Source organism: Streptomyces triculaminicus (assembly GCF_017349075.1).
In the GTDB taxonomy this organism is placed as follows: domain Bacteria; phylum Actinomycetota; class Actinomycetes; order Streptomycetales; family Streptomycetaceae; genus Streptomyces; species Streptomyces triculaminicus.
This window is the reverse complement of sequence record NZ_JAFMOF010000001.1, coordinates 1,909,453-1,922,110: the sequence shown is the minus strand read 5'-3', so window position 1 is coordinate 1,922,110 and position 12,658 is coordinate 1,909,453. Positions and strand designations below refer to the sequence as shown.

Here is a 12,658-nt window from a genome sequence, read left to right as displayed (position 1 = left end):
GAGCGTGCCGATATCTCTCGACATCCTTCTCCGGCATCCAGTCATCCGGCATCGGCCGGAACGTAGGCCGCGGCGCCACCGACAGCTGGTGCGCCGACCACGCGTACGACTCCGCAAGCTGGCGCATCAGACGTGCCGCCTCCGCAGGGGCCTGCTGGGCCTCATACGCCTGACGCTGCGTGGGCCCCGACGTCCGCAGGCCCCCCGACTGGTCCGTGACGAGCGGCGAGGGCACCTGCCCCACCCGCTCCGGATTCCCCTGCCGGTACGCATCCAGCGTCGCCCGCGCCGCCGACGGCTTCGGCATCGCCGACTTCACCCTCGACAGCGTCGACGCCGCATGCGCCATCCACTCACCCGCACTGCCACTCAGCTCACCCAGCCGCAACGTCGCATTGGCCATGTCCGCACCCCACACACGGAAGGCCTCGCCCGCCTCACCCTCCCACCGCACCCGGGACACATGACCCTTGAGCTCATCACCCAACAACGCGAGCAACGCCGCAGCCGAAGACAGCCGAGCCGCCACCAACGTCGTACGCTCCACATCCGCGTGCTCGACCATCGCATACAACTCGTCATGCGACTTCGACTCGAAATCCGACGCGATGATCAGACCACTGGCCGGCTTCGGCAGGATAGGGCTCACCCCCACACCCGCACCCGCACCCGGTGACGATGATGACGGTGCCATCGGAACTCCCCCTCCTCGCCCACGCCCGTCACAGACTACTGACACCCTGTGACAGTTCCCCATCATGCGAGGCGGCAAGGCGCCGGCTCACAGGAGTCCCGGCCTGCTGTCGGTACAACTCTCGTCCCGTTACCGTGTGTTCGATCGGGAGGAAGGGGCTCGGGTGACCGGTTTCATAGGTGGGGGCGTGGGTGGGGATGTAGGCCGGGACTGCGAAGGGCTTGCCGCGCAGGCGCAGGCGCTGGCCGAGCGTCAGGTTTCCTCCCGGGAGCTCGTCGAACGGTCCTTGCGGCGTATCGCGGCCACGCAGGGCACTCTCAACGCGTTCCGGATCGTGCGTGCCGAGGCGGCGCTGCGGGAGGCCGACGAGGCCGATCGGAGGCTGGCGGCGGGGGAGCGGGGGGTTCTGCTGGGGGTGCCGCTCGCCGTCAAGGACGACATGGACGTGGCAGGCGAGCCCACGGCGTTCGGGTGTTCCGGGGACTTTCCGCGCAAGAAGGACGACAGCGAGGCCGTGCGCCGATTACGGGCCGCCGGCGCTGTGATCGTCGGCAAGACGAACACTCCCGAACTGGGGCAGTGGCCCGTGACCGACGGGCCCGCGTTCGGGGTGACGCGTAATCCGTGGAGCCTGGAGCACAGTCCCGGCGGCTCGTCCGGCGGCTCCGCCGCGGCCGTCGCCGCCGGGCTGGTGCCGGCCGCGCTGGGGTCGGACGGGGCGGGGTCGATCCGGATACCGGCAGCGTGGACGCATCTGGTGGGGATCAAGCCGCAACGCGGGCGCGTGTCGACCTGGCCGCAGGGGGAGTCGTTCCGGGGGATCACCTCGGACGGGCCGCTGGCCCGTACCGTCGGGGACGCCGCGCTGTTGCTGCAGGCGGTGAGCGGGTCGCACGCCGGTGATCTGCACCGGCCGCCCGCCGTGGACGTTCTGGCCGCCGCCGGGCACGAGCCCCGACGGCGGCTGCGGATCGCCCTGTCGCTGCGGCCCGCCTTCGCCGCCGTACGGCACTGGCTCGATCCGGTCGTCCGCGACGCCACCCTTCGCATCGCCACCCGGCTGGAGATCCTCGGGCACGACGTCGTGGAGGAGGACCCGCGCTACGGGCCGATCGGGTTCGCCTTCGTGCCACGGTCGATGGCCGGGGTCCGGGACTGGGTGGCGCGGGTGCCCGACCGGGCGCTGCTGGACGCCCGTACGCGCGTCAACGCGCGTGGCGGCTCCCTTCTCGGCGGGGGAGCGTTGCGCGCCGCGCGCGCGGCGGAGGCGCCGCTGCGCCGCCGGATCGGCGAGATGTTCTGGCGGTTCGACGCCGTACTGACGCCCACCACGGCCGTACCGCCGCTGCGCACCAGGCATCTGGCGGGCATCGGCACCTGCGACACCAACACCCGGATGATCGCCGCCTGTCCGTACGCCTGGCCGTGGAACGTCCTGGGCTGGCCCGCCGTCAGCGTGCCCTCCGGTCGCACCGCCGCCGGTCTGCCGCTCGGCGCCCAGCTGCTCGGGCCCGCGAACAGCGAGCCGCTGCTCATCTCGCTCGCCGCGCAGCTGGAGGAGGACCAGCGGTGGTACGAGCAGTGGCCCGACGGCCACCCGGGCTGAGGGACCACCCGCTCCGGTTACGGGGCCAGTACGTCCAGCTCCGCCATCGCTCCCGTCGCGATCTCCCGCGTCAGGGCCTCGGCCCGTTCCGCGTCCCGTTCCCGTACCGCCTCCGCGACCCGTACGTGCAGGGTCACCGCGGCCGGGTCGGGGTCGGTGAACATCACCTGGTGGTGGGTGCGGCCCGTGAGGACCTCGGCGACGACGTCGCCGAGGCGGGCGAACATCTCGTTGCCGGAGGCGCGCAGGATCACGCGGTGGAAGGCGATGTCGTGGACGAGGTAGCGCTCGAGCTGCTGGCCGCGCGAGGTGGCGACCATGCCCAGGGCGTGCTCGGTCAGTTCGGCGCACTGCGCGGGGGTGGCCAGGCGGGCGGCGAGGCCCGCGGCCACCGGTTCGATCGCCGAGCGCAGCACGGTCAGCGAGCGCAGCTGGCGGGGGCGGTCGGGGCCGGCCAGGCGCCAGCGGATGACGCGCGGGTCGTAGACGTTCCACTCCTCGGGCGGGAGGACGGTCACGCCGACGCGGCGCCGGGAGGCGACCAGGTGCATGGACTCCAGGACGCGGATCACCTCGCGGACGACGCTGCGCGAGACCTCGAACCGCTCCTCCATCTCGTCCGTGCGCAGCACACTGCCCGGGGGGTAGTCGCCCGCCGTGATGGCCGGGCCCAGGGCTTCCAGCACGCGCGCGTGCAGGCCGCTTCCTCCCTGAACACCCTGAACGGTCTGACCGCCCTGACCGCTCTGGCCTTCCGGTTCCCCCGGTCCCTCCTGTGCCCGCTTGTCCATGGGGCCAGCCTACGGGCCGGTAGGCGGCGGCAAATAAGTATGACGTTTTAGTTACGAGCTCTTGAATACGTCATACCCAATGGGCTTCAGTGAGGCCGGACGCCGATGTCGACGGAGACAGCGAGGAACGCATGACCGCCACCACCCCCCACCTCGTCGTGGTCATGGGTACCGCCGGTACGGGCAAGACCACGGTCGGGCCACTGGTGGCGGCGGCGCTCGGCGTCCCGTACGCCGAGGGCGACGGCTTCCACCCGGCCGCCAACATCGCCAAGATGTCGGCCGGCATCCCGCTGGACGACGACGACCGCGCCCCCTGGCTCGACGCCGTCGGCGCGTGGGCCGGCAGCCAGGCCGGGGCGGGCGGCGTGGTCAGCTGCTCGGCGCTCAAGCGCGCGTACCGCGACCGGCTACGGGCCGCCGCGCCCGGAATCGTCTTCCTCCACCTCACCGGCGACCGGGAACTGATCGCCGCCCGGATGGCCGCCCGCCAGGGCCACTTCATGAGCGCCCGGCTGCTCGCGTCGCAGTTCGCCACCCTCGAACCGCTCGAGGACGACGAGGCGGGCGTCGCCGTCGACGTCACGCCCGAGGCGGCCGTCATCGCCGAGCGGGCCGTCGCCGCGCTGCGGCGGCTCTGACCACAGACAACACCGACCGACCCCCTCTCCCAAGGAAGCCCGTGAGCACTCTCAGCGTCGAGATGCTGGCCGCGGCAGCACCCACCGCACCGATCACATCGGCGGGTCACGCACAGCTCGGCATCGCCGTCCTCGTCGGCATCGCCGTCATCGTCCTCCTCATCACCCGCCTCAAACTGCACGCCTTCCTCTCCCTGACCCTCGGCACGCTCGTCCTCGGGGCCGTCGCGGGCGCGCCCCTCGACAAGGTCATCGCCAGCTTCACGGCCGGGCTCGGCTCCACCGTCGCGGGCGTGGGCGTGCTCATCGCCCTCGGCTCCATACTCGGCAAGCTCCTGGCCGACTCCGGGGGCGCCGACCAGATCGTCGACACGATCCTGGCCCGGGCGGGCACGCGCTCGATGCCGTGGGCGATCGTGCTGATCGCGGGCGTCATCGGCCTGCCGCTGTTCTTCGAGGTCGGGATCGTGCTGCTGATCCCCGTGGTGCTGCTCGTCGCCAAGCGGGGCGGTCACTCGCTCATGCGCATCGGCGTCCCCGCGCTGGCCGGACTGTCCGTGATGCACGGTCTGGTGCCGCCGCACCCCGGCCCGCTGGCCGCCATCGACGGCATCGGCGCGAACCTCGGCGTCACCCTGGCCCTGGGCGTGCTCGTCGCCGTGCCGACCGCCGTCATCGCCGGGCCGGTCTTCTCGCGCCTCGCGGCCCGCTGGGTGGACATCGCACCGCCGGAGAAGATGATTCCGCAGCGGCCCTCCGAAGAGCTCGAGCGGCGGCCCGGCTTCGCGGTCACCGTGGGCACGGTGCTGCTCCCGGTGGTGCTGATGCTGGTCAAGGCGCTCGTCGACATCGTGGTCGACGACCCGAAGCACCCCGTGCAGCGCGTCGCGGACGTCGTCGGCTCGCCGCTGATCGCCCTGCTCGCGGCCGTGCTCGTCGGGCTGTTCACGCTCGGCCGCGCCGCCGGCTTCGGGCGGGACCGGCTGGCCGGGACGGTGGAGAAGTCGCTCGTACCGATCGCGGGCATCCTGCTGATCGTCGGCGCGGGCGGCGGCTTCAAGCAGACGCTCATCGACGTCGGCGTGGGACGGATGATCCTCGACGTCTCCAAGGACTGGTCCGTCTCCGCGCTGCTGCTCGCCTGGCTGATCGCGGTCGGCATCCGGCTGGCCACCGGGTCGGCGACGGTCGCCACGATCTCGGCCGCGGGACTCGTCGCCCCGCTCGCCGCCGACATGAGCACGACCCACTCGGCGCTGCTGGTGCTGGCGGTCGGGGCGGGCTCGCTGTTCTTCTCGCACGTCAACGACGCGGGCTTCTGGATGGTGAAGGAGTACTTCGGGATGAGCGTCGGGCAGACGCTCAAGACGTGGTCGCTGATGGAGACGGTGATCTCGGTGGTGGGGATCGTGTTCGTGCTCCTGCTGTCCGTGGTGTTGTAGAGACGGCCATGTAGGCACGGCAACGACCGCGGACGGACAGGCCGGGCGGGAGCGTCACCACGCTTCCGCCCGGCCTCTGTCGTCACGCGGCCCCCGCCACCAACCCCACGTACGCCTCCACATCCCGCACGTCGTCCGTCGCCAGCCCCACGTAGCCGTCCGGCCTCACCAGGAACAGCCCCGACCCGTACGCCGCCTTGGCGTGCCCCTCCGGGTCCTGCGGGCGGAACGTACGTACCCAGTCGGGCAGTTCCGGCGCCGAAGGCTCGTCGCCGGCCTGGCCGGTCAGGTCCAGCAGCGTGAAGTGCGGCCCCCGGAACACGTCGAACAGCCGCACCGGCGCTCCCGAGGCGTCCTGGCAGGGCGCGTCCGGGGCGCGGTCCCCGGCGCGCAGGGCGTCCTCGGGGACGTCCCGCCGCAGCTCGCGGGTCAGGGGGCCCTCGCGGTAGCCGAGGGTGAGCTGGTGGGTCTCCTTGCCGCGCCGCCAGCGGCCGCCGCCGTTCCCCACGTCGGCCTGGTGGATGTGGGTGCTCAGGCCCAGCACGTCGGCGGCGATGCGGGTGCGTTCGGTGTCGTAGGAGTCGATCAAGCCGTCGGGGGCGCCCCGCCGCAGTACGGCCTCCAGCTTCCAGCCCAGGTTGTACGCGTCCTGGACGCTGGTGTTGAGGCCCTGGCCGCCGGCCGGGGAGTGGACGTGCGCGGCGTCCCCGGCGAGGAACACCCGGCCGGAGCGGAAGCGCTCGGCCATCGCCATGCGGGCCCGGTAGGCGGAGGCCCAGCGCACCTCGCTGATCGTCAGGTCGAGGCGGGTGCGTTCGGCGACGAGGCGGCCGAGGGCCTCGGGCGTGGCTTCGGTGTCCAGGTCGATGTCCTTGCCGTCGTCCGCGAAGCCGGCGATGACCTGGACGGTCTCCACCTGCTCGAGCGGGCGCAGGGCGACGAAGCCCGACTCCTCCTTCTGCCACATGTGCCAGTGGCCGCCGTCGATCCGCGCGCGGTCCGGTCCCTCGAGGAGGACGTCGGCGATCAGGACCGGGCGGGAGTCGACCTGCTCGCCGGTGAAGGGAATGCCGAGCGCCTGGCGGACCTCGCTGCGGCCGCCGTCGGCGGCGACGAGCCACTTCGCCCGTACGGTCTCCTCCGTGCCGTCGGCGTGGCGCAGGGTGCCGGTGACGCCGTCCGGGTCCTGGGTGAAGCCGGTGAGTTCGGTGCTGAAGTCCACTCGGCCGCCCAGCTCCTCGAGGCGGGCGTAGAGGATCTCCACCGTGCGCCACTGGGGCAGCATCCGGGCCGCGGGGTAGGGGATGGCGGGCGAGGCGTCGGCCGATTCGGTGAGGTTCCACTTCTCGGAGCGCTCGGCGCCCTCCCACGTCTGCACGGTCGGCACGGGCCCGCTGCCGGCCATGATCGCGTCGATGACGCCCAGGTCGTCGAAGAGCTCCAGCGTGCGCGGCTGGATGCCGGTGCCGCGCGAGCCGGGGAAGCCTCGCTCGGAGCGCTCGACGACGCGGTGGGGTATGCCGCGGCGGGCGAGGTCGATGGCGAGGACGAGGCCGGTCGGTCCGGCGCCCGCGATCAGGATGTCGGTGTCCATGGACATGGACGGTCCCCCCTTAACGTTGTTAAGTCCGTTGCGGTGCCCAGCCTGAACTGAACGTTGTTAAGCTGTCAAGGTGGCACCTCGAATCGATCGCGCCCAAGTGGCCGACACCGCGCTCCGCCTGCTGAACGAGGTGGGCCTCGAAGGCCTGACCCTGCGCAGGATCGCCAAGGAGCTCAACGTCCAGGCTCCGGCCCTTTACTGGCACTTCGAGAACAAACAGGCGCTGCTCGACGAGATGGCGACGGAGATGTTCCGCCGCATGGAGGGCCCCATCGCCGCGATCGACCGCAGCTCCTGGCAGGCCTTTCTGGCCGGGACCATGCGCGGGCTGCGCCGCTTCCTGCTCGGCTACCGCGACGGCGGGAAGGTCTTCGGGGGCACGCGCTTCACCGACAGCGGCCACGCGGGCTCGGTCGAGGGCATGATGCGCGTGCTGGTGGACGCCGGGTTCGCGCCGCGTGCCGCCGCCCGGGCCATGTTCACCGCCAACACCTACACGATGGGCTACGTGATCGAGGAGCAGTCCGTCTACCCCGAGCCCGGCGGCGAGCGCGACCCCGCCTACGACCTGGAGGACCGCACCCTGGAGATGGAGGGGTACCCGCTCGCCACCGAGGCGGGGTACGAGTTCTTCGCGAACCTCGACCGCGGCTTCGATGACGGCCTGCAGGCCGTCATCGCCGGGATCGAGGCCACGCTGCTCAAGCCCGCGGCCGGCGACTGACGCCCGTGCTGCGCGGGTCGATCGCCCCGCGCAGCACGGGCGTCAGCCGGTGCTCCACCCACCGGTGCAGCACCCACGCCAGCACCAGCATCACCAGCAGCGTCAGCCCGAACGTCACGTACGACGGCAGCCCCAGGCCCCGGTGCAGCCCGCCGATCACCACCCAGCCCAGGTGCTCGTGCACCAGGTAGAAGGGGTACGTCAGCGCCCCCGCGAACGGCAGCCACCGCCACCGCGCCCACCGCGTGCCGCCCAGGGCCACCGCCGCCACGGCCGCGTAGCCCAGGGCGAGGACGGCGATGATGACGTAGGGCGAGCGGTACGAGAAGTAGTGCGGGTTCGGCGGGTGCCACAGCCCCGCCACCGCGTAGTGCTGGCCCAGCAGGAAGCTCACGGCCACGATGCCCCAGGCCACGGCGTCATGGCCGAAGCGGTGGACCAGGTACAGGCCGATGCCGCCGATGAAGAACATGGAGTGCTCCGGCATGAACACCACGCGCAGGAACTCCACATGGGACGCCGTCGTGACGACCGTCATCAGCGTCCACACCGCGCAGAACAGCACCACCCGCCGACGCGTCGCCCCCGGCAGCACCACGAACAGCGCGAACAGCGCGTAGAAGCGCACCTCCGCCCACAGCGTCCAGCACACCCCGAGCACCCGGTCGGCCCCGGCCGGCTGCTGCAGCATGGTGAGGTTGACCAGTACGTCGCTCGCCGGCACCGGCGTGTACGGCGCCCACGGCAGCGCGAAGACGAGGGTGACCAGCACGATCGCGGCCCAGTAGGCGGGGTAGAGACGGGCGGCCCGGGAGGCGAAGAACGAGCGCAGCGGGCGGCCCCAGCCGCTCATGCAGATGACGAAGCCGCTGATGACGAAGAAGATCTGCACCCCGAGACAGCCGTAGGCGAAGGCCGTCGACAGGTGCGGGAACTCATGGCGCGGCGAGGCCCCCCACGCCCGGCTGACGTCGCCGTCCCGGCCGCCGTAGTGGTAGAGCGCCACCATCAGCGCGGCGACCAGCCGCAGACCGTCCAGGGCGTACAGCCGCCCGCCGGAGTCCTTCCGCCCGGCCGCCGCCTTGCCGGCGCTTCGTTGTTCCGGGGGCCGTACGGTGCTCGGAGCCTGGACCGTCGTCATGCGGAAGTCGCCATTTCTATAAGGCCCATGAGGGCTGTAGGGCTATAAGGGCCATGAGGGCGCCGGAGTCATACGGGCGCCCGACGTCATACGGGCGCCCGACGTCATACGGGAGCCCGACGTCATGCGGAGCCCGCCGTCTTCTTCCGCTTCAGCAGCCGCCTGCGTACCGCCCGCGCCCGGCGGGCCACCGTGCGGACGGCGGGGTGGCGCGGCAGGAAGGCGAGCTGGGAGGGGACCGCGCCGGGCAGCGCCAGGGAGGTCAGGCGGCGGCGCTTGAAGTAGCGCCGGGTACGGGCGTCCAGGTGCGCGGAGAGGTAGCGCTCGGCGGCGGGGCGCAGGCCCGGGTGGATGCGGGGCTGCATCGCGTAGCCGACGGCGGCCAGCAGTCCCTCGAGCCGCTCGGGGCTGTCGGGCTCCCGGCCGCCGTCGTCCTCGAGGCCGGGCAGCAGCGCGTCCACGATGGTCACCGGGACGCGGTTGCTGTTCTCGTACGGGGCGAGCCGCTCGAGCAGCAGGTCCGTGCCCGCGCGGGCGACGGGCAGGCCGTAGAAGGCGCGCGCGGTGAACAGCGCGGTGGAGAAGCAGGCGACGACCAGGGCGGGCCGCAGCCGGTGGCAGACCACCTCGGCCAGGACGGGCGTCTCCAGGAGGGTCAGGTCCGCGCCGAGCCGGTCCGCCTCCTCCTCCAGCAGCCGTGACCAGCGGGCGGGGGCCGAGGGGTGCGGCTTGAAGAGCAGGGTCCGGTGGCCTCGGGCGACGGCCCCGCGCAGCATGCTCACGTAGAGCCGTTCCTCCTCCTCGGGGGTGAGGATGTCCAGCGCGGAGAGGTACTGGCCCAGGAGCAGGGCGGCGCCCTCGGGGGCGTCGGGCAGGCCGGCGGCCGTGGCGTCGGAGAGCTCGGCGAGGACCTTGGTGAAGACCTCGTTCGGCACGATCTCCGGTTCGACCCCGAACTCCGTGAGCAGCAGGGGCTTCAGGCCCGGCACCAGGTCCACGTGGAGCAGGCGGCGTACGCGGGTGCCGATGAGCGGATCGAGCCTGCTGCGCGTGGGGCCGTAGCTCATCAGGCCGTCGGCGTAGACGTCCAGGGGCGCGTCGGGGAACAGCTGGGCGAGGGCGAGGGCGGGGTTGACCTGGAGGGATTCCAGGACGATCTCCACGTCGTCGGTGCCGAGCCCCCACAGCAGCCGCAGGTGCCGCTCCCACAGGGGCGCGTCGTCCGGGCGCGGGGACCAGCCGGCGGGGTGGAAGGGGCTGATGGTCTCGTTCCAGGACAGCACCCCGTCGAAGCGGGTGCGCAGCCGTTCGAAGCCGGGGGCCTCGTCGAAGGCGGGGGTGGTCTCGGGGACGGCGGCGGTGTTGGCCACGATCAGCAGCCGGCGGTCGGCGGCGGGGAGCAGCCCGGCGTCGAGGGCCGCGGCCAGGGTGGCGGCGCCGTAGAGCGTCGAGGCCATGAGGAGCTGGGTGCGGGCGGGCGCGGGCATCAGGCGGCCACCTCCGGGCCGGCGTCCGCGGGCCGCGGCGCCGGGATCACGGCCGCCCGGCGGCGCAGCCGGCGCAGGCGGGCGGCGCGGTCCTCGTCCATGGAATCGAGGGCGTCCCGGAGGAGTTCGGGAGGCATCCGTTTCATGGCGGCCGCGCTCATCGAACGCAGTTTTCCGGCGACGGCCGGTTCGAATCGTTCGATCGATCCGAGATGGTGCGAAATAATCGCACAGTACGTACGAACGGCCTTCGGGAGGAGTTTTTCCGCCTCGGGGTCGCGGGCCGTTTCCGCCAATACGGTGTCGAACGCGCGAATGAAATCCAGCTGCCGTACGTCACCGATCTGGGTGAGTGATGTGGCGACCCCGCGCCGGTAGAACACCCCGAGCAGTCCGCTGACCGCGAAGGACCGCGCCTCGCGGTGCAGCCGCCAGATCCAGGGCCGGTCCTCGGCGGTGCGCAGGCCGGGCACGAAGTGCAGCAGGCCCGCGTCGAGCAGCCGCCGGTGGTAGAGGCCCGCCCATGCGTAGGGGTAGTCGACGGAGGTGGAGCGGCCGGCGGGCAGTATCCACTCGCGCGGGTGGAGGGCGACGCCGCGGCGGCCGACGGGCACCCGGTGGACCGTCCGGTTCCGGCCGGTGCACTGCACGTGGTCGGTCCGGACGAAGTCGACGTCCAGGTCCTCGGCGACCCGTAGCAGCCGCTCGTAGTGGCCGGGCGCCAGCCAGTCGTCGCCGTCGAGGAAGGTGATGTAGCGGCCGCGCGCCGCGTCGAGCCCGGTGTTGCGGGCGGTGGCCAGCCCTCCGTTCGTCTCGTGGCGCAGGAGCACGGCTCCCGGCAGGTCCCGCGCGGCGCGCTCCAGCACCCCCGGCGTGCCGTCCGTCGAACAATCGTCGACGAGAAGGAATTCGAAGTCCTCGCGTGCGTTCGCACGCAGACTTCTCAGGGTGTCGGGGGCATATGTCTGCACGTTGTAGAACGGCACGACGACGGAGAGCTTGACCACGCGCGTGACGCTATGTGCTGCCCCGGCATTCGTTCTGACGCCGAGCGCAAGCGCAGGTGAACGAAGCGCGGCGGATTTGTGAACCACCCCGTTCCGTCAACCGATTCGCCGACCGTCGGTGTGCTGTTTACCGGCTGTTGAAGCCCCGTTGGGCAACGAAACGGAATGGATTTCTATCGTCGGCGACGTGCACTCACGTACCGATTCCCCGCCCCGGATCGCGGTGCTCGCGGACTCCGACACCCGGTGGAAATGGGGGGCGCTCACCGCGCACCGGATCGCCCCCGGCGGCCGGCTCGACGGCTTCCTGCTGCGCGGCCGCGCGACGCCCACCGTCCGCCAGCTCGCCGAGGTCGGCGTCCGCGCGGACGCGCTGCGCGAGGTCACCGGAGCGGAGTTCACGGCCGCCGCCGGCCGGGACCGGTACGACGTTCTCGTGCTCTCCTGCGTCGGGGGCGCCGTCCAGGCCCTGCTGCACGGCCTCGCCCACGCCTGGGGTCCGGCCCCGGCCCGCCCGGTCGTCGTCACCGGCTACGTCGGCGTCGTCTACGAGAAGCTCGCCGACGGGCTGCTGCTGCGGCACGGCGCGGACGTCGTCCTCGCCAACTCCCGCCACGACGCGGAGCGGTTCCGCGCCGTGTACGCCGGAGCGGGCGCCCCCGCGCACAGCGTCACCGAGTGCGCGCTGCCCTTCCTCGGCGGCGAGCCGTACTCCGGACCGTCCCAAGGCCGCCCGTACACCGTGGTCTTCGCCGCCCAGCCATCCGTCCCCGACGGCCGCGCCGACCGGGCCTACCTGCTCGAACGCGCCGCCCGCCATGCCCGCCTGCACCCCGGAAGGCAGGTGCTGATCAAGCTGCGCAGCAAGCCCGGTGAGCACACCACCCACATCGAGGAACACCCCTACCAGAAGCTCGCCGCCCGCCTCCCCGGCGGACTGCCCGCCAACTGCCGCCTGGTCTACGGGCACATGGGCGAGGTCCTCGACACCACCGACCTGCTGGTGACGGTCAGCTCCACGGCCGCCCTGGAATCCCTCCACCGCGCGATCCCCACCGCCGTCCTCACCGACCTCGGCGTCCGCGAACCGCTCGGCAACCACCACTTCCTCGGCTCCGGCTGCCTCGTCTCCTGGGACGAGCTCGACGCCGGCCGCCTGCCCGAGCCCGACACCGGCTGGACGGCCCGGCAGGGCGTCGCACCCGACGGCTCGTACGCGCACGCCTTCGACGCCGCCCGCGAACGCGTCGCCGACCTCGCCGCCCGCCCCGCCCTGCCCCCGCTCGCCCCCTACTACACCGCCCGCACCGCCCCCGGCTACCTCCCCGCCGTCCTCGCCCGCTACGGCTTCGACCCCCAGGGGCGCCCCCTGCCGGGGCGCGCCGCGCCCGGGCGGCAGGAGAGCGCGCTGCGCCGCGCCACGCGCGAAGCCCTGCGCGACGCGGCGCGCGGCGCCTACCGGCACGGCGTGCAGCGCGTGGCGCCCGTCATCCGCCGGCTGGGGGAGCTGTGACGCCCCCGC

Annotated in this window: 11 protein-coding genes; 6 read left to right on the top strand and 5 right to left on the bottom strand. The window is 72.5% G+C overall.

The genetic code is table 11. From position 1 onward, the window contains the following. Positions 1-179 precede the first annotated feature (179 nt). On the top strand, positions 180-467 hold the full coding sequence (locus tag J1792_RS09015) for a hypothetical protein (protein WP_207246962.1): 288 nt from the start codon (positions 180-182) through the stop codon (positions 465-467). 414 nt (positions 468-881) lie between these two features. After that, complete coding sequence (locus J1792_RS09010) at positions 882-2,300, top strand: amidase (RefSeq protein WP_307842925.1); 1,419 nt, start codon at positions 882-884, stop codon at positions 2,298-2,300. 17 nt (positions 2,301-2,317) lie between these two features. Here J1792_RS09010 and J1792_RS09005 read toward each other — a convergent pair whose 3' ends face one another. Beyond that, a complete protein-coding gene (locus tag J1792_RS09005; protein WP_242645486.1) occupies positions 2,318-3,091 on the bottom strand; it encodes a FadR/GntR family transcriptional regulator in 774 nt (257 codons plus the stop codon). Positions 3,092-3,222: 131 nt separating this feature from the next. Between J1792_RS09005 and J1792_RS09000 the strand changes: the two genes are divergently transcribed. Beyond that, positions 3,223-3,732 (top strand): gluconokinase, encoded by a 510-nt coding sequence (locus J1792_RS09000; RefSeq protein ID WP_207246960.1) that lies wholly within the window; start codon positions 3,223-3,225, stop codon positions 3,730-3,732. Between the two features lie 41 nt (positions 3,733-3,773). Then, the gene (locus J1792_RS08995; protein ID WP_207246959.1) at positions 3,774-5,174 is read left to right on the top strand and encodes a GntP family permease; all 1,401 of its coding nucleotides are present in this window, start codon (positions 3,774-3,776) and stop codon (positions 5,172-5,174) included. 82 nt (positions 5,175-5,256) lie between these two features. On the opposite strand, the gene J1792_RS08990 is transcribed toward J1792_RS08995, so the two are convergent. After that, positions 5,257-6,774 (bottom strand): FAD-dependent monooxygenase, encoded by a 1,518-nt coding sequence (locus J1792_RS08990; protein ID WP_207246958.1) that lies wholly within the window; start codon positions 6,772-6,774, stop codon positions 5,257-5,259. A gap of 73 nt (positions 6,775-6,847) precedes the next feature. Between J1792_RS08990 and J1792_RS08985 the strand changes: the two genes are divergently transcribed. Beyond that, a complete protein-coding gene (locus tag J1792_RS08985) occupies positions 6,848-7,501 on the top strand; it encodes a TetR/AcrR family transcriptional regulator C-terminal domain-containing protein (RefSeq protein WP_207246957.1) in 654 nt (217 codons plus the stop codon). Here J1792_RS08985 and J1792_RS08980 read toward each other — a convergent pair. The 3 genes from J1792_RS08980 to J1792_RS08970 form a co-directional block, all read right to left on the bottom strand. Then, a complete protein-coding gene (locus J1792_RS08980) occupies positions 7,479-8,642 on the bottom strand; it encodes an acyltransferase family protein (RefSeq protein WP_207246956.1) in 1,164 nt (387 codons plus the stop codon). The genes J1792_RS08985 and J1792_RS08980 overlap by 23 nt on opposite strands. A 122-nt stretch (positions 8,643-8,764) precedes the next feature. Continuing rightward, the gene (locus J1792_RS08975; protein WP_207246955.1) at positions 8,765-10,129 is read right to left on the bottom strand and encodes a polysialyltransferase family glycosyltransferase; all 1,365 of its coding nucleotides are present in this window, start codon (positions 10,127-10,129) and stop codon (positions 8,765-8,767) included. Further along, positions 10,129-11,136 carry a glycosyltransferase family 2 protein gene (locus J1792_RS08970; protein WP_086573537.1) on the bottom strand — a complete coding sequence of 336 codons (1,008 nt, stop codon included), beginning with the start codon at positions 11,134-11,136 and terminating at the stop codon, positions 10,129-10,131. The genes J1792_RS08975 and J1792_RS08970 overlap by 1 nt, the downstream gene beginning before the upstream one ends. 223 nt (positions 11,137-11,359) lie before the next feature. Here J1792_RS08970 and J1792_RS08965 point away from each other — a divergent pair, with 223 nt between their 5' ends. Further along, the gene (locus tag J1792_RS08965; protein ID WP_207247124.1) at positions 11,360-12,649 is read left to right on the top strand and encodes a DUF6716 putative glycosyltransferase; all 1,290 of its coding nucleotides are present in this window, start codon (positions 11,360-11,362) and stop codon (positions 12,647-12,649) included. Positions 12,650-12,658 lie beyond the last annotated feature (9 nt).

Bases quoted from the DNA above. Each gene is read 5' to 3' on its own strand.
- J1792_RS08990 (WP_207246958.1), bottom strand. From the start codon at position 6,774: ATGTCCATGGACACCGACATCCTGATCGCGGGCGCCGGACCGACCGGC.
- J1792_RS09000 (WP_207246960.1), top strand. From the start codon at position 3,223: ATGACCGCCACCACCCCCCACCTCGTCGTGGTCATGGGTACCGCCGGT.
- J1792_RS08975 (WP_207246955.1), bottom strand. From the start codon at position 10,129: ATGCCCGCGCCCGCCCGCACCCAGCTCCTCATGGCCTCGACGCTCTAC.
- J1792_RS09005 (WP_242645486.1), bottom strand. From the start codon at position 3,091: ATGGACAAGCGGGCACAGGAGGGACCGGGGGAACCGGAAGGCCAGAGC.
- J1792_RS08980 (WP_207246956.1), bottom strand. From the start codon at position 8,642: ATGACGACGGTCCAGGCTCCGAGCACCGTACGGCCCCCGGAACAACGA.